Below are 20,618 nucleotides of genomic sequence, written 5' to 3'. Positions count from 1 at the left end.
GAGAGCCCCCGACACGGCCGGGTCGACACCCGCGAGGCCCCCGTCCGGGGCCGTTCCGCTACGCGCGGAGCGAAATCCCGCGCAATGTGCTCCGTGCTCGCCGCGCGCGTGTTTTGATGAGTGTCACCCACCCACAGCACCACCGTCAGGAGGAGCACCCCATGACTCAGATGGCCACCGACACCACCGCCGTCGACGAGCTCGGCTCCCGGTACCAGCTCAGCGCCGCAGACCGCTGCGACAGCTGCGGAGCCCAGGCCTACGTCCGCGCGACCATGGCCAGCGGCGAACTGCTCTTCTGCGCCCACCACGGCGCGAAGTTCAAGGACAAGCTGCAGCCCGACGCCGTCGAGTGGCTCGACGAGAGCGCCAAGCTCACGGCGAGCTGACCACCCACGACTCCCGGCCGGGCACGCCCCGGCCCGTGACGACGAAGGGCCCGTGCCACCCGGCACGGGCCCTTCGTCGTGCGGTCGCCCGCGCTCGGGTCACATCGCCTTGAACGAGCGCTCCAGGTTGTCGCGGATGACGCGCTGCGAGGCCGCGGCGTACTCGTCGAGCTTCGCGTGCGCGGCCGACGGGTGGTACGAGATGCTCCGGCGCGTGAGCGCTGCCCGCAGCAGGCGGTCGCTCAGGGCCGGGTTGAGCGGGAGCAGGGGGCCCTTGAGCTGCGTGCCGAAGGAGGCGCCCCGCCGGATGCCCTCGGAGCGACCGTCGCCGTTGCCGCCGCCGTGGACGACGGTGGCGAACGCCTCCGCGTCGGCGTCGAGCTCGACGTGCGCCGCGTGGTCCTCGAAGCCGAAGAGCGTCAGCGTGTCGCCGAGGTGCTCGGTCGTGACCTGGAAGTAGTTCGTGCGGCGCGGCGCGCCCCGGCGGACGGTGCCGGGGAGGAAGCCGATGCCGGCCACCGTCTCGCCCTCCGTCGTCTGCACGCCGTGGCTGAGGAGCTCCATGCCGCCGCCCACCCCGACGACGGGGACGCCGGACGCGGCGAAGCCCTCCAGCGCGTCGCGGAGGCGCTGTGCGTCCTCGCTGACGGCGCGGACGCCCGAGAGCGGGCCGTGGCCGACGAGCACGACGTCGGCGACCGTGGGTACCGCGTCGCCGACCCGGTACTCGAGGACCTCGCTCTCGATGCCGGCCCGGCGGGCGCGCTCGACGAGGGCCGTCACGTTGCCCCGGTCGCCGCTGACGCCGAGCTGCTCGGGGTAGAGGTGGACGAGGCGGAGGGTGTCGCTGCTCACGCGGTCTTCTCCAGGTCGGGGTGGCCGAGGATGCGACGGGCCAGCATCATCTGCTCGTAGTTCGTCACGAAGTGCTTCGTGTGGTCGCTCGGCGAGGGCAGCCGGCGCATGAGCCGGATGGCCTTCGAGATGTCCTCCTCGATGACGTGCACGGGGATGCCGTCGTGCTCGAGACGGAGCGCGAGCTGCCAGGCCTTGGCACCGGCCAGCACGTCGACGTGGTCGAGATGCGAGAAGTCGATGTCGTAGATCCACGAGATGTCGGGGGTGCCCTCGTCGATCGCCAGCATGACCTGCTCGACGTCCTGCGGCAGGGCGTCGAGGTTCAGCTGGAGGCTCGCGGCGTTCTTGAACATGATGAACTCTGCTTCGTCGGCGCCGAGCGACATGCGCTCGCCCCGCCCGTAAGCAGGCTTCATCGACTCGAACGCCCGGCTGACGGCGGCCGGGTCGACGGGTCGGCCGAGGACGACCGAGGCGGTCTGCAGCGCCGCCGCGGCGTCGACGGCGTAGTGCAGGCCACGGGCGGGCAGCCTGACCTCGACCGTGGTGCCGCCGACCGAGATGGTGGCTCGGTCGCCGGAGAGCGAGAGGACCTCGCTGTCGGCCGACCGCCCGCCGTCGGCCTCGCGGCTGAAGTCGTGGGCGTTCTGCAGGCCGTTGGGCGACGCCTCGACGACGTCGGGGGCCGCGCCGAAGCGGGTGACGATCTGCCCCGGGCGTGCCTCGTAGGGCGCGAGGTGCTGGTCGTCGCGGTTCGTGACCACGGCGGTCGTCGCCAGCGCGGCCGTGTCGGTCATCATCGTGCCGACGCGCTCCGTCTCGAAGAAGCGGTAGAGCTGGTCGACCTGGACGTTGAGCATCAGCACCGTCGAGGGGTGCAGCGACCGGGTCAGCTCGACCGCGAAGGCCTCGTCGACCTCGATCACGCCGATGTCGTGCTTGACACGGCCGGTCACCGTCACCTCGCGGAGGAAGGCCGACGCGATGCCCTGGGGCAGGTTGGCCCCGGTCGGGTTGGTGAAGACCGACAGGCCGTGGGCCCGCAGCGTCTCCGTCAGCATCATCGTCGTCGTCGACTTGCCGTTGGAGCCGAGCACGAAGACGACGCCCTGCTCGAACTGCGACGCGACGTGGCTGAGGAAGTCCGGCGCCAGCGTCAGGACGGTGCGGCCCGGGTAGGCCGAGCCGCCGCCGCGGAGCCGGGCCGCGGCACGGACCAGGCGCCCGGCCAGGACGGGGATGACGTACTTCACGGGTCTACTCGAGGTAGTCGCGGAGCGACTGCGACCGGGACGGGTGGCGGAGCTTGGCCATCGTCTTCGACTCGATCTGGCGGATGCGCTCGCGCGTCACGCCGAAGGTGTCACCGATCTGGTCGAGCGTCTTCGGCATCCCGTCGCCGAGGCCGAAGCGCATGCGGATGACGCCCGCCTCGCGCTCGGAGAGGCTGTCGAGCAGCGACTCCAGCTGCTTCTGCAGCATGGTGAAGCCGACCGCGTCGGCCGGGACGACCGCCTCGGTGTCCTCGATGAGGTCGCCGAACTCGCTGTCGCCGTCCTCGCCGAGGGGCGTGTGCAGCGAGATGGGCTCGCGGCCGTACTTCTGGACCTCGACGACCTTCTCGGGCGTCATGTCCAGCTCACGGGAGAGCTCCTCGGGCGTGGGCTCGCGACCGAGGTCCTGCAGCATCTGCCGCTGCACGCGGGCCAGCTTGTTGATGACCTCGACCATGTGGACGGGGATGCGGATGGTGCGGGCCTGGTCGGCCATGGCGCGGGTGATGGCCTGGCGGATCCACCACGTCGCGTAGGTGCTGAACTTGAAGCCCTTCGTGTAGTCGAACTTCTCGACGGCACGGATCAGGCCCAGGTTGCCCTCCTGGATGAGGTCGAGGAACTGCATGCCGCGACCGGTGTAGCGCTTGGCGAGGCTCACGACGAGGCGGAGGTTCGCGCCGAGCAGGTGGCTCTTGGCCCGCTGCCCGTCGCGGGCGACCCAGCGGAGCTCGCGCTCGAGCTCCTTGCTGAGGCCCGTGCTGTGCGAGAGCTTGTCCTCCGCGAAGAGGCCGGCCTCGATCCGCATCGCCAGCTCGACCTCCTCGGCGGCGTTGAGGAGGGCGACCTTGCCGATCTGCTTCAGGTAGTCCTTGACGGGGTCGGCCGTCGCACCGGTGATGGTGGTCGAGTAGACCGGCATCTCGTCGTCGTCGTCCTGCGAGATGACGAGGGCACCGGTGGGCAGCACCTCGGGAGCCTTCGCGGGGGCGTCGCCCTCGGTCTCGTCGGCGGCGTCGGCCTCGGTGTCGGCGGGAACCTCGACGGGCTCGACCTCGGCCTCGTCGTCGGGGGCGTCCTCGCCGGCCGCCGCCTTCGTCGACTTCGCGGGAGCCTTCTTGGCCGGGGCCTTCTTCGCGGGGGCCTTGCGGGCCGGGGCCTTCTTGGCGGGGGCCGCGGCGGCGGTCTCGGCCGCCTCCGTGGCCGGGGACACGAGCTCGGTCCCCTCGTCGGACACGGCCGGGGCGGCCGTGGTCGCCTTGCTGCGAGTAGCCATGCGAACACCTTTCGATCGTCGGTTGCGTCGGGGAGGCTGCGGCGCGGCGTCTCGACGTGTCGACCGGCGCCCTGACGTCGGTCGGCCTTGCTTCTGGGCGGTCGGCCCGCGGGGCGGGCCGACCGGATCGGCCCGGGTGGCGGGCCGATGTCGCTGTGGTCTCGCACGCCACGGGGCGCGCGGGAGATGGTGCAGGATTTCGGGCAGTACGAGGACCCATGTCAAGTCCTCGCGGTGACGCGCCTCACGGCGGACGGTGTGCGAGGACACGAACGGGTCCTTCGACCATTATTGCACGGCCCGGGCGAGCCGTTCGACACGCGGGCGCCCCCGCGGTGCGCCCTCGGCGGACGCCCGTGCGTCAGGCGCCACCTCGCCGCCGGCGCCGCGCCTCGCGCCAGCGGCGGTCGAGCGCGACCCAGAGCGGAGCGACCTGGATCCCCTCCTCGAGGTGCAGGCGACGACGCGTGCCGCGGCGGGCGAGGAGCAGGCCGACCACCCCGCCGCCCACGACCACGTACTGCACCAGGAAGGCCACCCGGAAGGAGTCGAACGCGAAGAGGTCGCTCGGCTGCCCGGACGCCACCCGTGCGGCGTCCACCTGGTCGAGGACGACGCCGATGAGGAACATCATGACGAAGCTCGCGAGGAAGCCCCCGACGTTGACCACCCCGTTCGCGACGCCCAGGCTGCGCAGGGGGTTGAACGTGCGGGCGAAGTCGAAGCCGATGATCGAGCCGGGCCCTCCCACGCCGAGGGCCACGACCAGGACGACCGCCAGCCACTGCGGGGGCACCCCGGGCCAGGCCAGCAGCACCGTCCAGACGACGCCGAGCACGGTCACGATGCCCAGCACCAGCGCCGAGCGGCGCAGCGGGAAGCGCGCCATCAGGACGCCGAGCACCGGCCCGGCCACGACGCCCGACACGACGAGCACGGTGAGGAGGCCCGAGGCCTGTCCGCTCGTGAAGCCCAGCCCGCCCACGAGGAAGGGCACGCCCCAGAGGAGGGAGAAGACGGTGCCCGACGACTGCGTCACGAAGTGCGACCAGAAGCCGAGGCGGGTGCCCGGCCGCTTCACGCTCTCGCCGAGCTGCCGGCCCGCCTCGCGCCAGGTGAGCACGGCGCGGTCGCGGTCGCGGCCCTCCGGGGACTCGCTGACGACGGCGACGACGAGGACGACCGCGAGCACGGAGAGCGCCGCGGCGCTGAGGAAGGCGGGCGACCAGCCCGCGGAGTGCAGCACGAGCGACAGGGGCAGGGCCGAGAGCACCTGCCCGGCCTGGCCGATGTTGCCCGTCCACTGTGAGACCTGCGGCAGGATCGGCCCGCGGAACCAGGCCGGCAGGAGCCGCATCACCGAGATGAACGTCATCGCGTCGCCGGCCCCCACCAGGACGCGACCGACCACGGCCACGCCGATCACGGGCGGGGACAGGGCGACCACGCCCTGCCCCACTGCCAGGAGGACGCCGCCCGTCACGATCAGGGCCTTGGGCCCGACGCGGTCGAGCATGACGCCGACCGGGATCTGCAGCCCGGCGTAGACCGCGAGCTGCACGACGGCGAGCGTGGAGAGGGTGGCGGCCGAGATGCCGAAGAGCTGCTGCGCCTCGACGCCCGAGACGCCGAGGGAGGACCGCTGGAGCACGGCGACCACGTACGCGAGGACGGCGGTGCCCCAGACCAGCCAGGCACGCGCGGAGTTCACCCGACGAACCTACCCGACCCGCTCCTCCCCCGGCACGGAGCGGGCGTCAGCCCTCGTCGTCGGGGCGGCGCGTCGCGAGGAACTTCTCGAGCTCGGCCGCCAGGGCGTCGGCCGACGGGACCTGGCCGTCCTGGTCGGTGAGGGGCGACGGCAGGGGGTTGCCCTCCATGTACGTGTCGTGGCGCTCCTCCAGGGTCGTCACGAGCCGCGACAGCTCCTGGTTGCCGTGCACCTGCTCGTCGACCTTCACGAGGAAGTCGCGCCCCTCGGTGCGGAGGCGGTCGGTCGGGAAGATCAGTCCGGTGGCCGCGCTGATGCTCGAGAGCGCGGTCACGGCCGCGTCGGGGAACTCGGTGTCGGCCAGGTAGTGCGGCACCAGGAGGACGAAGCCCGCCGTCGGGTGGCCGTCGTCGTGCAGCCGCTTCTCGATCAGGTGGAGGGCGTTGGCGGGCGCCTGCGTCACGGGCTTCCAGACGGAGAGGGTCTCGATGAGGTCGGCCCGGTTGCCGCTGACCGTGACCCCGAGCGGGCGGGTGTGCGGCACGGGCATGGGGATCGAGTGCACCCACGTCGTCGTCGACACGCGGTACCGCTCGACCAGGCCCACCACCGCCGCCGTGAAGCGCTGCCACTGGAAGTCGGGCTCGAACCCGGAGAGGAAGAGGAACGGCTGCCCCACGTCGTCCTGCACGAGGTGCAGCGACAGCGGGGAGGTCGTGATCTCGGCGACGTGGTCCTGGTCGAAGGTGAACACCGGACGGCGGGCCCGGTAGTCGAGGAGCTCGTCGGGGTCGAAGGTCGCGACGAGGGTGTGGTCGAGGGTGTCGAGCACGTACTGCCCGAGCTGGCTGACGGCGGAGCCCGCGTCGGCGAAGCCGGTGAGCCCCGCGACGAGCGGCAGGCCCTCGGGCACGTCGTGGGAGTCGGGGGCGAGGTCGTAGAGGCCGGCGGGGTCGTGCATGTGATCGAGCCTAGACACCCCGGGGTCGCCTCCCCGGCCGCCGGCGCGTGCCGAGAGCGAACAGCGCCGTCGGTAGCATCGACGTCATGACCGAGCTCAGCCTGTCCGCCGTCCGCACCTCCCCCGCCGAGACCACCGCTGACGTCCTCGTCGTGGGCGTCCTCAAGGGAGCCGACGGCCCCACCGTGACCGTGGAGCTCGAGGGCCTGCCGACCGACCTCGCAGTCCTCGGCGTGACCGGTGCCCGTGACCAGCTCGTCCGCCTGCCCGCCGTGGGCGTGGCCGCGTCGGTCGTCGCCCTCGTGGGCCTCGGCGACGTCGTCGACGCGGAGTCCCTGCGCTACGCCGCCGGCTCGGCGGTCCGTCAGCTCACCGGCGTCGACCGCGTCGCCCTCGCCCTCCCCGTGGCCGACGACGACGAGGCCGCGGCCGTCCTCGAGGGCGCGGCCATCGCCTCCTGGGAGTTCGACTCCTTCCGCTCGGCCTCGGCCGGCGAGTCGCGGCGGCACGCGCGCGAGCTGGTGCTGGTCGCCGACCGTGACCTCGAGGAGTCGCTGGTGACGCGCGCCGCGGTGGTCGCGGAGGCCGTCCACACCGTCCGTGACCTCGCCATGACCCCGCCGCAGCAGATGTTCCCGCAGGCGCTGGCCGACGTGGCCGTCGCCCGGGCCGAGGGCCTGCCCCTGACCGTCACCGTCCTCGCGGAGGACGAGCTGCGCGCCGGCGGCTACGGCGGCATCCTCGGGGTCGGGCAGGGGTCGTCGCGCGGGCCTCGCCTGGTCAAGGTCGAGTACGCGCCCGAGGGCGCCGCCAAGCACCTCGCCCTCGTGGGCAAGGGCATCACCTACGACACCGGCGGGCTCTCGCTCAAGCCGGCCGGCAGCATGCTCGGGATGAAGGACGACATGACGGGCGCGGCCACGGTGCTCGCCGTCACCGTCGCGGCCGCTCGCCTCGCCCTCCCCGTCCGGCTCACGGCGTGGCTCTGCATCGCCGAGAACATGGTCAGCGGCACGTCGATCCGCCCGGACGACGTCCTGACGATCCGCGGCGGCACCACCGTCGAGGTGACCAACACCGACGCGGAGGGCCGCCTCGTCATGGCCGACGGCCTGGTCGCCGCGAGCGAGGAGATGCCCGACGCGGTCGTCGACGTCGCCACGCTCACGGGCGCCCAGGTCGTGGCCCTGGGCACGCGCACGGTCGGGGTGATGGGCAACGACGCGCTGGCCGACGAGGTCGTCGGCCTCGCGGGCCGTGTCGGCGAGACGTTCTGGCGGATGCCGCTGCCCGGCGAGCTGCGCGCCCGTCTCGACTCCGACGTCGCGGACCTCGTCAACGCGACCCCGGGCAACACCGCCGCCGGCATGCTCCTCGCCGGCGTGTTCCTCCAGGAGTTCGTCGGGCGCCGCGAGGACGGCAGCGTCCTCCCGTGGGTCCACCTCGACATCGCGGGGCCGTCGAACAACAAGGGCGGCGGCTACGGCTTCACGGCCAAGGGCTCGACCGGCGTCTCCGTCCGCACCCTGCTGGAGCTGGCAGCCGTCTTTTCGGTCGCGTAGTAGGGTCGGGGAGGCGGGAGAAACCCGCCGAGATCGGTCCCCCGGGCGACACCAGCCCCGCGCCCTGCAGAGCACCTGCCGGGCGCAGCTCCTGACGGAGCAGACGCTGGCGGGTGCGACGACGCCGTCACCACGACGCCGCAGCACCTCAGCCCCGCGGGGTACCTCCGAACGCACGAGGGAGTTGCTGGGTGTCGGAACAGAATTTTGACCTGGTGGTGCTCGGCGGCGGCAGCGGCGGCTACGCCGCCGCGCTGCGGGCGACCGAGCTGGGGCTGAGCGTCGCGCTCGTCGAGAAGGACAAGGTCGGCGGCACCTGCCTCCACCGGGGCTGCATCCCGACCAAGGCCCTGCTGCACTCCGCCGAGGTGGCCGACGTCTCGCGCGAGTCGGAGAAGTACGGCGTGCACACCGACTTCCACGGCATCGACATCGCCGCCGTGACCTCCTACCGGGAGGGCGTCGTGGCCAGCAAGTACAAGGGCCTCCAGGGCCTGCTCAAGGCCCGCAAGATCACGACCGTCGAGGGCGAGGGGCGCCTCACCTCGCCCACCACCGTCCAGGTCGGCGACGTGACCCTCACGGGCAAGAACGTCGTGCTGGCGACCGGCTCGTACTCGCGCAGCCTGCCCGGCCTCGAGATCGGCGGCCGCGTCATCACCAGCGAGCAGGCGCTCGCCCTCGACCACGTGCCGTCGCGCGTCGCCATCCTGGGCGGCGGGGTCATCGGCGTCGAGTTCGCCAGCGTCTGGAAGTCGTTCGGCGCCGAGGTCGACATCATCGAGGCGCTGCCGCACCTCGTGCCGAACGAGGAGGAGTCGATCTCGAAGCAGTTCGAGCGCGCCTTCCGGAAGCGCGGCATCGGCTTCTCGCTCGGGGTCCGCTTCCAGAGCGTCACCCAGAGCGACGACGGCGTCGTCGTCACCCTGGAGGACGGCAAGACCTTCGAGGCCGACATCCTGCTGGTCGCCGTGGGCCGCGGCCCCTCGACCGCGGGCCTCGGCTACGAGGAGGTGGGCCTCACCATGGACCGCGGCTTCGTCATCACGAACGAGCGCCTCGCGACGAGCGTCCCCGGCGTCTACGCCGTCGGCGACATCGTGCCCGGCCTCCAGCTCGCCCACCGCAGCTTCCAGCACGGGATCTTCGTGGCGGAGGAGATCGCGGGGCTCTCGCCCCAGGTCATCGACGACGTGAACATCCCCAAGGTCACCTACTCCGACCCCGAGGTCGCCTCCGTCGGCCTCTCCGAGGCCAAGGCCGTCGAGAAGCACGGCCGCGACGCCGTGGCCACCTACGACTACAACCTCGCGGGCAACGGCAAGAGCCACATCATCGGCACGAGCGGCTCGGTGAAGGTCGTCCGCGTCGTCGACGGCCCCGTCGTCGGCGTCCACATGATCGGCGCCCGCGTCGGCGAGCTCATCGGCGAGGCCCAGCTGACGGTCAACTGGGAGGCCTACCCGGAGGACGTCGCTCCCCTGGTCCACGCCCACCCCACCCAGAACGAGGCGCTCGGCGAGGCCATGCTGGCCCTGGCGGGCAAGCCCCTCCACGCGATGTAGCACCACCCACCACTGCACCGCACCGCACACACAGGCACATGATGTCGTCAAAGGAGTTCCACGCATGAGCGAATCCGTCAACCTCCCGGCACTCGGGGAGAGTGTCACCGAGGGCACGGTCACCCGATGGTTGAAGAACGTCGGCGACCGGGTCGAGGTCGACGAGCCCCTGCTCGAGGTCTCGACCGACAAGGTCGACACCGAGATCCCGTCGCCGGTCGCCGGCGTCGTCGAGGAGATCCTCGTCCAGGAGGACGAGACGGTCGAGGTCGGCACGGCGCTGGTGCGCATCGGTGACGGCAGCGGCTCCTCCGACGGCGGCTCCGCCCCCGAGTCGGCCCCTGCCGAGTCCGAGCAGGCGCCCGAGCCCGAGGCCGAGACCGAGGAGACCGTCGTCTCGTCGTCGAACGCTCCCGCTCCCGGCGAGGAAGCGCCCGCCGCTCCCCTCGCCCCGGCGGACGAGGTCGACCCGGCGCCCGCCGCGTCGGACGACGCGCCCGCCCAGCCGGGGGCGACCGACGCGTCGGCTCCCGTCCCCGCACCGTCCGCCCCGGTGGCCGCTCCCGCCGCCGTGCCGGCCGCGGTGCCCGCCGCCGCTCCGGCTCCGGCAGCGCCTGCGGCCAGCCCCGCGCCGGCCGCCGCTCCCGCCGCCGAGTCCGCCTCGAGCAGCTCCGCTCCGACGGGCTACGTCACCCCCCTCGTGCGCAAGCTCGCCAACGAGAAGGGCGTCGACATCAGCACGCTCAGCGGCAGCGGCGTCGGCGGACGCATCCGCAAGGAGGACGTGCTCGCCGCCGCCGAGGCCGCCTCGGCCGCGGCGTCGGCCCCGGCGTCGTCGGGCGACGCGGCTCCCGCCCCCGTCGAGGTCTCGCCGCTCCGCGGCACGACCGTCCCGATGACCCGCCTCCGCAAGGTCGTCGCCGAGCGCGCCGTCCAGTCGATGCAGGCGATGGCCCAGCTCACCAGCGTGGTCGAGGTCGACGTGACCGCCGTGGCCTCCTTCCGGGACGCCCACAAGGCCGAGTTCCTGGAGAAGACCGGCAACAAGCTGTCGTTCCTCCCGTTCTTCACCCTCGCGGCGGCGGAGGCCCTCAAGGCCCACCCGAAGCTCAACGCGACCGTCGACGGCGACTCGATCGTCTACCCGGACCACGAGAACGTCAGCATGGCCGTCGACACGGAGCGCGGCCTGCTCACGCCCGTCATCAAGAACGCCTCGGAGCTCGACCTGGCCGGCATCGCCGCCCAGATCGCCGACCTCGCCCAGCGGACGCGCGACAACAAGCTGAAGCCCGACGAGCTCGCCGGCGGCACCTTCACGGTCACGAACACGGGGTCGCGCGGCGCGCTGTTCGACACCCCGGTGGTGTTCCTGCCGCAGGTCGCCATCCTCGGCACCGGCATCGTGGTCAAGCGCCCCGTCGTCGTCAAGGCCGCCGGGGGCGAGGCCATCGCGGTCCGCTCCATGGTGTACCTCGCCCTGTCGTACGACCACCGCATCGTCGACGGCGCTGACGCCGCCCGCTTCCTCGTCGCGGTCAAGGACCGCCTCGAGGCGGGCGACTTCGCCTCCGTGCTCGGCATCTAGCCCGGTCGCCCGTCACCGGCGGGCGACCACCTCGCGGAGCCGCCAACCGGCCTCGGTCCTGACCACCAGGACCGAGGCCGGTTCGTCGTCGGCCCCGCGGGCGTCGAGGAGCACCGTCTCGCCCAGTCGCTGCACCTCGCCGTCGACCGCCGTCGGGACGAGTGCCCCTCCCGCCGCCCCGGGGTCGTCCAGCAGCTGCGCGTCTCGCGCCGCGACCGGTGAGCCCGGCTGGTCGACGGCCGCGAGGCACGAGGGCGTGACATCGGCGAGACAGCGTTCCCGAGCCTCAAGGAGCACCCGGGCCGCGGCGACGGCGTCCTCCCCCGTGGTCACGACGTCGTCGTCGCCCGGGGTCGGCCGGTCGCCACCCCGGGAGGTCGTCGGCGGCTGCCCGGGAGGAGACGTCGCACCGGCATCACCGCCATCACCGGCGTCCGCTGCCGGGGCGGGTGTCGGGGAGGGGCCGGCCGCGCCCCCGCCGTCCGTCGCGACGGCGGTGCCGCCGTCGACGGACCCTCCCGGTGCCGAGAGCAGGAGGGCGATCACGACCGACGCCGCCACGACGCCGCCCAGGAGCCAGAACCGGGGCCTCACCGCCGCGACGCGCGCCCGGACGGAGGTCTCGCGACGGGCGGCGAGCCAGTCGAGGGCCGCGTCGACCACGGCCGCCTCCGGCAGCGCGGCCGCCCACGCGGGGCGCGGCGGACCCGCCAGGGCGGACCAGTCGACCTCGTCGCCCCGGGTCGCGTCGTCCGTCTCCGCCACCGCCGCCGACGGCAGCGGCAGCGGGGCCGCGAGGTCGTGCACGGCCTCCACGACGGCGTCGAGGTCGTCCGCTGCCGTCAGGGCCGTGAGCAGGGGCGACGAGCCCTCCTCGAGGTGCCCCGCCACGAGCTCGACGAGACCCCGCGAGGCGGCGGCCGCCGACGCACGGGCCGTCGCGACGTCCGTCGTCGCACCCGCCGTGCGCAGGCGCCGCAGCAGCGGTGCGCCGCGGTCGTCGAGGACCACGTCGCCGAGGTCGGGGCGGCCGACGAGCAGACCCGTCGCGGCCGCGCGCTCCAGCACCGCGAGGAGAGGCACCGCCAGGGTGACCAGCTCCCCCGGCGCCAGGGGCCCCCGGCCCGCGAGCCACGACGGGAGGGGGACGAGGTCGCCGTCGGGCACGACCACCACCAGGCGCCCGTCGGGCTCGTGCAGGACGTCGACGGCGGGCAGCAGGTGGGCGTGGCGCACCGGGGCGGCCCGGGCGAGCTCCGCCTGCACGCGCGCTCCGTGCGGGCCGGCCTGCGCCGGCCGCAGGAGGACGACCGGCAGCCCGTCCGGTCCCGTCGCGCGGAGGGCCTCGAGGCCGTCGTGCTCGTCTCGGGCGTGGACGTCGTAGGGGCCGGTGCGGGAGCTGCTCACCCGGAGAGCGTGCCCGGTGCCGGGCCCGGCCCCGCGACTCCCCGGGATGCCCTGTGGACGGGTCCGCCCCGGGCGGAGGCCGGGAGGGCCGACCGGGCCGCCGTGCGCACGCCCGTCCCGTATCCTGGTCGACATGGCACGACGCTCCGAGAACCCGACCCCCAAGCCGCCCAAGGAACCGGGTCGGTTCAAGCAGATGTGGCAGGTCTTCCAGATGACCCGCCGCTACGACTCCCAGGCGCTGCCGCTGATGCTCGCGGCGCTGCTCGTGCCGGTGGTGCTCGGCGTCGTCGCGGCCCTGCTGCTCTCGGGCGGCAACGTGCTCGCGCTCGTGCTGTACATCATCGTCGGGCTCATGCTCGGCGTCCTCCTGCTGCTCATCGTCCTCGGGCGACGTGCCGAGAAGGCCGCGTACTCGCAGATCGAGGGCCAGCCGGGCGCCGTCGGCGCCGTCATGAAGAGCGGCCTCCGCCGCTCGTGGCGTGCGGCCGAGATGCCCGTCGCCGTGCAGGGCCGCACCCAGGCCGCCGTCTACCGGGCCGTGGGCAAGGGCGGCGTCGTCCTCATCGCCGAGGGCGCCGCGGCCCAGACCAAGAAGCTCGTCGACGAGGAGCGCCGCAAGGTCGCCCGCATCCTCCCGAACGTCGCCGTGACCGTGCTGCACGTCGGCCCCGACGCCGACGCCGTCCCGCTGCACAAGCTCGCCGGTCGCATGAACAAGGTCAAGTCGACCCTGAACCGCAACGAGGTGCTGGCGGTCAGCAACCGCCTCCAGTCGCTCGGCAAGAACGGCCTGCCCATCCCCAAGGGCGTCGACCCGTTCAAGGTCCGCTCCGGCCGACCGCGCTGACCGACTGCGCTGACCGACCGCCCCGCACGACGACGGCGCCGCTCCCCTCGGGGGCGGCGCCGTCATCGTGTCGAGCGGCACCCACCGGACCGGGCGGGCCCGCGCGGGCGGCGTCAGACGCGGACGAGCACCGTGCCGGCGATGCGGTCGTGGAGGCCGCGCTGGTCGAGGTCCCACACCACGGCGGGGACGACGAGGGCGACCAGGAGCGTGCGGACCAGCGGGCGCCAGAGACCGACCGCTCCCCCTCGCATCGGCACGAGGCGCATGCCCAGGGCGAGGTGGCCCGGCGTGCCCCCGAGGGTGACCAGGAAGAGCACCTGCACGACGACGAACACGGCGGTGATGGCGAGTCCCTCACCGTCGAAGAACGCGTACGCGACGACCGAGGCGAGGGCCCAGTCGATCACCAGGCCGCCGACCCGGCGCCCGAGGCGCGCGATCGACCGCGGCCCCTCGCGCGGCAGGCCGAGACGCTGGCCCGGCCACTCCTGGCGGCCGTCGGAGCCGCCCTGGCCGGAGGGCGCGGCGGGCTCGGACGGAGGTCGGCGGATGGAGTCGGGCATGGCGTCGAGCCTACCGACCGGCACATGCGTAACATGCCGGAAACACGAGGGACACCGCAGCGAAACCCCTCGCCCATACCGTCGTCAGTGGCTGCGTCCCGCTGGCCGATCCGTTCCACACCATTGGAGAGACATCTAGATGTTCACTGATTCTTCCGAGGTGCTGAAGTTCATCAAGGACACCGACGTCAAGTTCCTCGACATCCGGTTCACCGACCTCCCCGGCGTCCAGCAGCACTTCAACATCCCCGCCTCCACGGTCGACGAGGAGTTCTTCTCCGTCGGGCAGCTCTTCGACGGATCGTCCATCCGTGGCTTCGCCTCGATCCACGAGTCGGACATGCAGCTCATCCCCGACGTCACGACCGGCTACGTGGACCCCTTCCGGGCCGAGCGCACGCTCATCCTGGTCTTCGACATCTTCAACCCGCGGAACGGCGAGCTCTACAGCCGCGACCCCCGCCAGGTCGCGAAGAAGGCCGAGAAGTACCTCGCCTCGACCGGCATCGCCGACACGGCGTTCTTCGCGCCCGAGGCCGAGTTCTACATCTTCGACGACGTCCGCTACGAGGTCACGCAGAACGCGAGCTTCTACAGCGTCGACTCCGAGGAAGGCGCCTGGAACACCGGTCGCGTCGAGGAGGGCGGCAACCTCGCCAACAAGACGGCCTACAAGGGCGGCTACTTCCCCGTCAGCCCCGTCGACAAGACGGCCGACCTCCGCGACGACATCAGCCTCAAGCTGATCGACTCCGGGCTCGAGCTCGAGCGCGCGCACCACGAGGTCGGCACGGGCGGCCAGCAGGAGATCAACTACAAGTTCGACACGATGGTCCACGCGGCGGACGACATCCTGAAGTTCAAGTACATCGTCAAGAACACCGCCGAGCAGTGGGGCAAGGTCGCGACCTTCATGCCCAAGCCGCTCTTCGGCGACAACGGGTCGGGCATGCACACCCACCAGTCGCTCTGGAGCGACGGCAAGCCCCTCTTCTACGACGAGAACGGCTACGGCGGTCTCTCCGACGTCGCGCGCTGGTACATCGGCGGCCTGCTCAAGCACGCTCCGGCGGTGCTCGCCTTCACCAACCCGTCGATCAACTCGTACCACCGCCTGATCCCCGGCTTCGAGGCCCCCGTCAACCTGGTCTACTCGGCCGGCAACCGGTCCGCGGCGATCCGCATCCCGATCACGGGCACGAACCCGAAGGCCAAGCGCATCGAGTTCCGCGTCCCCGACGCGGCCTCGAACCCGTACCTCGCGTTCGCCGCCCAGCTGATGGCTGGCCTCGACGGCATCCAGAACCGGATCGAGCCGCACGAGCCCGTCGACAAGGACCTCTACGAGCTGCCCCCGGAGGAGGCCAAGAACATCCCCCAGGTGCCCGCCTCGCTCGACGCGGCCCTGCTCGCGCTCGAGGCCGACCACGAGTTCCTCACCAAGGGCAACGTGTTCACCGAGGACCTCATCGAGACCTGGATCGCGTACAAGCGCGACAAGGAGATCCTGCCCATGGCGCAGCGTCCCCACCCGTTCGAGNGCGCCTCCCGTCGTTCCCCAGCCCGTGTCGCCGCCCGGCGCACCGGCTGCGCGCACGCGGACGGGCCGCCCTCCCGGAGGAGGACGGCCCGTGATCGCCGAGCGGCGGCTGGCTCAGGCCGGGATCGCGACCGGCGACAGCGCCTGGCGACGCGCGGGGACGCGGCGGCTGCCGAGCGGCCGGACCTCCCAGCCGGCGCTCGCCCAGACCTCGGCGTCGAGCGCGTTGCGGGCGTCGATCACGACGGGGTTGGCGGCCAGCTGCGCGAGGGGCAGCGGCTCGGCCCCGACGAACTCGGGCCACTCGGTCAGCAGGAGGACGGCGTCGGCGTCGGTCACCGCCTCCTCGATGCTGTCCGCGAACGACAGCGTGGGGAAGCTGCGCTGGGCCGTCTGCGTCGCCTCGGGGTCGACGACGAGCACCTGCGCACCGCGCAGGTGCAGCGCCGCGGCGACGTTGAGGGCGGGCGAGTCGCGGACGTCGTCGGTGTGCGGCTTGAAGGCCGCGCCGAGGACGGCGATCCGGCGGTTGAGCACGGAGCCGCCGCAGGCGTCGATGGCCTGGTCGATGACGCGCTGGCGCTGGGCCATGTTGATCTCGTCGACCTGCTGCATCAGGCCCACCGCGCGGTGGGCGCCGAGCTCGTTGGCCCGGAACATCAGGGCGCGGATGTCCTTGGGCAGGCAGCCCCCGCCGAAGCCGAGGCCGGCGTTGAGGAACTTGCGGCCGATGCGGTCGTCGAAGCCCAGCGCGTCGGCGAGCGTCGACACGTCGGCGCCGGCGGCCTCGCAGAGCTCGGAGATCGCGTTGATGAACGAGATCTTCGTCGCGAGGAAGGCGTTGGCGCTGACCTTCACCAGCTCGGCCGTCGGCAGGTCGCACGAGATGACCGGCGTGCCGGTCGAGATGGGCTCGGCGTAGACGGCCCGCAGCACGGCCTCCGAGCGGCTGTCGGTGCCCCCGAAGACGATGCGGTCGGGGCGCAGGGTGTCCTCGACGGCGTGGCCCTCGCGGAGGAACTCGGGGTTCCAGACGACGTCGGCCGAGATGCCCGCGGGCAGCACGCCCGCGACGATCTCTCGGAGCCGCGCCGCCGTGCCCACGGGCACGGTCGACTTGCCGACGATGAGGCCGTCGTGGCTCAGCGAGCGGGCCACGGCCCGGGTCGCCTCCTCCACGTAGGTCAGGTTCGCCGCGTGGCTCCCGCGCCGCTGGGGCGTGCCCACGCAGATGAAGTGGACGTCGCTGAGGGCGACGGCCTCGGCGAGGTCGGTGGTGAACACCAGCCGGCCGGAGTCGACGTGCTTGACGATCAGCTCGGGCAGGCCGGGCTCGAAGAACGGGACGCGGCCCTGGGCCAGCGCCTCCACCTTCGAGGGGTCGGTGTCGACGCCGATCACGTCGAAGCCCATCTCCGCCATGGCGGCCGCGTGGGTGGCGCCGAGGTAGCCGGTGCCGATGACGCTGATGCGCGGCCGGGCGGAGTCGGCGGAGGTGACGGGGGCGTCGCTGTCGAAGGGGGTGAGGTCGTCGGTCATGATGCGCTCCTGAGGATGGTGGGGGCTGCAGGGAGGGAGGAGGGACGGGCGGGGCCGGTCACGGGAGGGTCCGGAGGTCGAAGCCCGTGTCGCGCCGGGCGATGCCCTCACGGAAGGCCGTGATCGAGTCCTGTCGGGAGACGATCCGCCAGTCGTTGGTCAGGTACGACCCGGACGCGACGGTGGTCGCCGTGAGGTTGAACCAGGCGAAGCCGACGATGTCGTCGTTCGCCGGGTCGGCCAGGGTGTCGAACAGCGAGTCGATCCAGCGCGGCTTCTGGGCGGCCTTCGTCGTGCCCAGCTCGGCCGCGCCGATCTCGGCGAGGACGATCGGCTTGTCGGTGATGGCCCGCAGGTAGCCGAGGGTCTTGCCGAAGGTGCCGTCGAAGTCGCCGGTCTGCGGCGTCTCGGCGTTGCTGCGGAGGTAGCCGGTCATGCCGACCCAGTCGACGTAGTCGTCGCCGGGGTACAGGCTCGCGGTGTACTCGAGCGTCCGGTTCTTGGTCGGCACGCCCTCCACGCGGGTGGGAGCCCAGACCCAGGCGACGAGGTCGTTCGCCCCCTCGCGCTCGAAGACGTCGTGCACGTGGCGCCACATCTCTCGGTACTGGCCGGGAGTGTTGTTGTTGACGCCCTCGTCCCACGGGTACCAGTTGCCGTTCATCTCGTGGTCGAGACGGATGGCGAGGGGCAGCCCGGTGGTCTTGATGTCCTGGGCGTACTTCGTCAGGTACGCGTCGAACTCGCCGTCGATGATCTTGCCGAGCTCGTAGTCGGGGTCGACGACCTGGTCGTTGGCCGCCTTCAGCGGGCGCGACTCCCAGGTGAGGAAGGGCAGGTCGCCCTTGGCCCACGCCCGGGTGACCGCGTTCGGGTCGAAGTCCTGGTCCCAGCCCTGGAAGTACCCCGCCATGTTCGGCTGCGCGCCGACCTTGCTGCTGACGTCGTCGAACTCGGACCAGCTGAAGGGCGACTGCGTCGTGTAGAGGCCGAAGTAGCGCGACTCGGGCTGGATGATGCTCGCCAGCGACGGCGCCGTGACGGGCTGGGGGGCCGCCGGGGTCCCGCTGCCGGTGCCGGAGCCCGAGCCGCTGCCGCTGCCGCTGCCGGAGCCCTTGCCCCCCGACCCCGTCGCGCCCTTGGCGCCCGAGAAGGCGGCGGCGCCGCCGGACCCGCCGGCTGCCGACCCTGCGGCCGTCGATCCGCCGTCGGCCGCGGCCTGCGCCTGGTCGAGGGCGCTCTGCGCCGAGGCGAGCTTCGCCTGCGCCGCGGTCAGCTGCCCCTCGGAGGTCCAGGCCTGCTGCTGCACGTCGGCCAGGGCGGTCTTGCTGTCGGCCAGCTGCGCCTTGGCGCTCACCAGCTGGTCGAGCAGGGCCGACCGGTCGGCCTTCAGCTCGGCGACGTCGGACGGCGAGGCGCCCACGGCGGTCTGCACCGCGCTGCGCACGGCGTTGTCGGACGGGGAGATCCAGATCAGCCACGAGATCATGGCGAGCAGGACGACGACGGCGGTGGCGCCGAGGCCCGTGCGGCGGGCGTTGCCGTGGGACTGCGCCCACCAGGCTCCCGACTGCACGTGCGCCGGGGCGACGAACTTCTGTGCGGACTCAGACAATGAAGAGCACCTCCAGGGCGAGGATGACGGCACCGATCAGGTACGGGAAGCCGGCTTTGGGGTTGAGGCGACGACGGGGAGGCGCGGCCACGCGGGCCGGGGAGGTCGCCTCCGCCAGCGCGGTCGCCGTGCTGGTCGTGACGGCGTCGCCGGGGCGGGCGTCCACGGCCGTCTCCGCGCGGTGGCTGCGCACCATGACCGCGCCGCGGTCACCGTCGCGCACCGTGGTGGAGTCGCCGGTCGGGCCGGCCGTCGAGGTGGACGGTCCGAAGTCGAACAGGGTGTCGACGCCGGGGTCGGCCTCGCCCCGGAACTCGCGCTCCAGCACGTCGAGGGAGTCGTCGGCCCCCACGGACTGGACCTGGGCCTGCACGGCGTCGTCCGCCGCGCCTCCCCCGTAGGCACCGGCACGGGTGCCCCAGCCGCTCGCGTGGCCCATGCGGAAGAAGCCGATGACGCGGATGGGCATCAGGAAGAACGTCGACACGATGATGAAGACGGGCAGGCGGAAGAAGTCCGAGGGCTTCTCGGCGAGGTGGCGCATCTGGCGGATCGCCATGCTCAGCACGGAGGAGAGCACCATCAACACGATGATGCTGATGAGCCCGGTCGAGACGCCGTACTCGGCGAGGATGCCGCGGTAGAGGTTGACGCCCTGGCCGGTGATGCCGCGGTAGACCCAGCCGCCGATGACGCCCATGAGCATGAACGGCAGGATGATGTCCATCGCGAAGAAGAAGGCGAGCATCGGAGCGTGGCCGAGCATCCACGGCATCATCCGGAAGGTGTTGTACTGGCTGCCGCGGGCCCAGCGGAGCTGCTGCTTGAAGAGCTTCTTCACCTGCAGGGGCGCGTCGGTGTAGACGAGGCTCGTGTGCTGGTAGACGGTGCGGTAGCCCTCCTTGAGCGTGAGGTTCGTCAGGGTGCGGTCGTCGCTCACCTCGAGGAAGACGCCCATGAACTTCTCGGTCATGAACTTGTCCATGACCCGCTCGAGGATGACGCGGCGGAAGGCGATGGTGCGGCCGGGGAGGCAGCCGATCTGGCCGAGCACGCTCTGGGCGGGCATCGAGTACAGGGCCCGCGAGTTCTCGAGCCAGTCCGCCCAGCGGGTGATCCAGCTGCGCTCGGGCTCGAGGATGCGCTGACGGGTGGTGACGCCGCCGACGTTGGCCTCGGAGAAGGGGCGGACGAGCTCGGAGAGCGTGCCCGGCGTCCACACCGTGTCGGAGTCGACGAGCACCGTGATGTCGCCGCGGCTCAGCTCGGTGCCGATCATGACGGCGTTGCGCTTGCCGGGGATCGGCGTGTGCACCCAGCGCACGAGGGGCGCGTACTCGTCGCAGACCGCGGCGAGGTCGGGGTTCGGGGCGCCGTTGATGACGACGATGATCTCGCCGGGCGCCTGCTCGACCATGCGGCCGATGACGTCGCGGAAGAGGTCGAGGGGCTCGTCGACCACGGGGACGACGACGCTGGTCGTGCCGGTGAACTCGCCCGTCGAGGGGCGGTACCGGCGGGAGAGGACCACCTTGACGATCCACAGGACCCAGATGAGGGCCGAGTACACCGCGAACAGGTAGACCTCGGGGTAGCCGCCCGCCATGGAACGGATCTGAAGGATGAAAGTCAACACGATGGCCGCCTCGGAAGATGGGGGAACAGGGGGTGGCGTCCGCGTCGTCGGGGAACCTGGGTGTCGGGTGAGGCAATCTTCAGTCACCCTGCGGGTGCTCACAAGCCGTCACCTCTTCGGGGGCGTGCTCTCACCCCGTGGGGTACGGCACTTGTCCTCCCTCTGGTGTCAGGCGAAATGCCGACACCGGTCAGCGACACGGCTGGTGCCCCCTGAACGACGGCCGTCGCCTCCCTCAGGGCTCGATGAGAGCCCGCCTCACGATCGGCGACAAGCCCCCT

At 72.3% G+C, this 20,618-nt stretch carries 15 protein-coding genes and 1 pseudogene; 6 read left to right on the top strand and 10 right to left on the bottom strand.

What is annotated here, in order from left to right:
- Positions 1-161 precede the first annotated feature (161 nt).
- The gene (locus IFT72_RS04505; RefSeq protein WP_056054537.1) at positions 162-389 is read left to right on the top strand and encodes a hypothetical protein; all 228 of its coding nucleotides are present in this window, start codon (positions 162-164) and stop codon (positions 387-389) included.
- Positions 390-488: 99 nt separating this feature from the next.
- On the opposite strand, the gene IFT72_RS04500 is transcribed toward IFT72_RS04505, so the two are convergent.
- The 5 genes from IFT72_RS04500 to IFT72_RS04480 all read right to left on the bottom strand — a co-directional run bounded on the left by IFT72_RS04500 (position 489) and on the right by IFT72_RS04480 (position 6,469).
- Positions 489-1,244, bottom strand: coding sequence for a type 1 glutamine amidotransferase (locus tag IFT72_RS04500; protein ID WP_185232567.1), 756 nt, complete (start codon positions 1,242-1,244; stop codon positions 489-491).
- A complete protein-coding gene (locus tag IFT72_RS04495; protein WP_185232565.1) occupies positions 1,241-2,500 on the bottom strand; it encodes a MurT ligase domain-containing protein in 1,260 nt (419 codons plus the stop codon). The genes IFT72_RS04500 and IFT72_RS04495 overlap by 4 nt, the downstream gene beginning before the upstream one ends.
- Before the next feature lie 4 nt (positions 2,501-2,504).
- Positions 2,505-4,004 (bottom strand): RNA polymerase sigma factor, encoded by a 1,500-nt coding sequence (locus IFT72_RS04490; RefSeq protein ID WP_371741198.1) that lies wholly within the window; start codon positions 4,002-4,004, stop codon positions 2,505-2,507.
- A 154-nt stretch (positions 4,005-4,158) separates the two neighbouring features.
- Positions 4,159-5,508 carry an MFS transporter gene (locus IFT72_RS04485; protein ID WP_192045663.1) on the bottom strand — a complete coding sequence of 450 codons (1,350 nt, stop codon included), beginning with the start codon at positions 5,506-5,508 and terminating at the stop codon, positions 4,159-4,161.
- 46 nt (positions 5,509-5,554) lie between these two features.
- The gene (locus IFT72_RS04480) at positions 5,555-6,469 is read right to left on the bottom strand and encodes a proteasome assembly chaperone family protein (protein ID WP_056054517.1); all 915 of its coding nucleotides are present in this window, start codon (positions 6,467-6,469) and stop codon (positions 5,555-5,557) included.
- A gap of 86 nt (positions 6,470-6,555) precedes the next feature.
- On the opposite strand from IFT72_RS04480, the gene IFT72_RS04475 reads away from it, so the two are divergent.
- The 3 genes from IFT72_RS04475 (at position 6,556) to sucB (ending at position 11,184) form a co-directional block, all read left to right on the top strand.
- Positions 6,556-8,031 carry a leucyl aminopeptidase gene (locus IFT72_RS04475; protein ID WP_192045662.1) on the top strand — a complete coding sequence of 492 codons (1,476 nt, stop codon included), beginning with the start codon at positions 6,556-6,558 and terminating at the stop codon, positions 8,029-8,031.
- Positions 8,032-8,222: 191 nt separating this feature from the next.
- Positions 8,223-9,596: a dihydrolipoyl dehydrogenase gene (gene lpdA, locus IFT72_RS04470; protein WP_192045661.1), complete on the top strand. Its 1,374-nt coding sequence runs from the start codon at positions 8,223-8,225 to the stop codon at positions 9,594-9,596.
- A gap of 64 nt (positions 9,597-9,660) precedes the next feature.
- Complete coding sequence (gene sucB, locus IFT72_RS04465; RefSeq protein WP_192045660.1) at positions 9,661-11,184, top strand: 2-oxoglutarate dehydrogenase, E2 component, dihydrolipoamide succinyltransferase; 1,524 nt, start codon at positions 9,661-9,663, stop codon at positions 11,182-11,184.
- 12 nt (positions 11,185-11,196) lie between these two features.
- On the opposite strand, the gene IFT72_RS04460 is transcribed toward sucB, so the two are convergent.
- Positions 11,197-12,591, bottom strand: coding sequence for a hypothetical protein (locus tag IFT72_RS04460; protein WP_192045659.1), 1,395 nt, complete (start codon positions 12,589-12,591; stop codon positions 11,197-11,199).
- A 133-nt stretch (positions 12,592-12,724) separates the two neighbouring features.
- On the opposite strand from IFT72_RS04460, the gene IFT72_RS04455 reads away from it, so the two are divergent.
- Positions 12,725-13,441, top strand: a complete 717-nt coding sequence (locus IFT72_RS04455; protein WP_167259108.1) for a DUF4191 family protein — start codon at positions 12,725-12,727, stop codon at positions 13,439-13,441.
- Positions 13,442-13,554: 113 nt separating this feature from the next.
- Here the strand turns inward: IFT72_RS04455 and IFT72_RS04450 are convergent, their stop codons facing one another.
- Positions 13,555-14,007, bottom strand: coding sequence for an RDD family protein (locus IFT72_RS04450; RefSeq protein ID WP_167259107.1), 453 nt, complete (start codon positions 14,005-14,007; stop codon positions 13,555-13,557).
- A gap of 139 nt (positions 14,008-14,146) precedes the next feature.
- Between IFT72_RS04450 and glnA the strand changes: the two are divergent.
- A pseudogene (gene glnA / locus IFT72_RS04445) lies at positions 14,147-15,547 on the top strand (type I glutamate--ammonia ligase); the annotation flags it as partial.
- Between the two features lie 114 nt (positions 15,548-15,661).
- Here the strand turns inward: glnA and IFT72_RS04440 are convergent.
- The 3 genes from IFT72_RS04440 to IFT72_RS04430 are packed head-to-tail and all read right to left on the bottom strand — an operon-like array spanning position 15,662 to position 20,337.
- Complete coding sequence (locus tag IFT72_RS04440) at positions 15,662-17,086, bottom strand: UDP-glucose/GDP-mannose dehydrogenase family protein (protein ID WP_056054500.1); 1,425 nt, start codon at positions 17,084-17,086, stop codon at positions 15,662-15,664.
- A 58-nt stretch (positions 17,087-17,144) separates the two neighbouring features.
- A complete protein-coding gene (locus tag IFT72_RS04435; RefSeq protein WP_192045658.1) occupies positions 17,145-18,701 on the bottom strand; it encodes a glycoside hydrolase family 26 protein in 1,557 nt (518 codons plus the stop codon).
- Entirely contained in the window at positions 18,694-20,337 is a 1,644-nt protein-coding gene (locus IFT72_RS04430; protein WP_156369927.1) for a glycosyltransferase, read from the bottom strand. The genes IFT72_RS04435 and IFT72_RS04430 overlap by 8 nt, the downstream gene beginning before the upstream one ends.
- Positions 20,338-20,618: the final 281 nt, after the last annotated feature.

Origin of the sequence: Frigoribacterium sp. CFBP 8754, from assembly GCF_014841815.1 — a bacterium.
Lineage (GTDB): Bacteria > Actinomycetota > Actinomycetes > Actinomycetales > Microbacteriaceae > Frigoribacterium > Frigoribacterium endophyticum.
Note: the sequence above shows the minus strand (reverse complement) of the source record. Positions and strands in the feature narration are given on the sequence as shown.

Coding starts and splice junctions, on each gene's coding strand:
- IFT72_RS04505 (WP_056054537.1), top strand. CDS start 162: ATGACTCAGATGGCCACCGACACCACCGCCGTCGACGAGCTCGGCTCC.
- IFT72_RS04475 (WP_192045662.1), top strand. CDS start 6,556: ATGACCGAGCTCAGCCTGTCCGCCGTCCGCACCTCCCCCGCCGAGACC.
- IFT72_RS04480 (WP_056054517.1), bottom strand. CDS start 6,469: ATGCACGACCCCGCCGGCCTCTACGACCTCGCCCCCGACTCCCACGAC.
- sucB (WP_192045660.1), top strand. CDS start 9,661: ATGAGCGAATCCGTCAACCTCCCGGCACTCGGGGAGAGTGTCACCGAG.
- IFT72_RS04455 (WP_167259108.1), top strand. CDS start 12,725: ATGGCACGACGCTCCGAGAACCCGACCCCCAAGCCGCCCAAGGAACCG.
- IFT72_RS04440 (WP_056054500.1), bottom strand. CDS start 17,086: ATGACCGACGACCTCACCCCCTTCGACAGCGACGCCCCCGTCACCTCC.
- IFT72_RS04450 (WP_167259107.1), bottom strand. CDS start 14,007: ATGCCCGACTCCATCCGCCGACCTCCGTCCGAGCCCGCCGCGCCCTCC.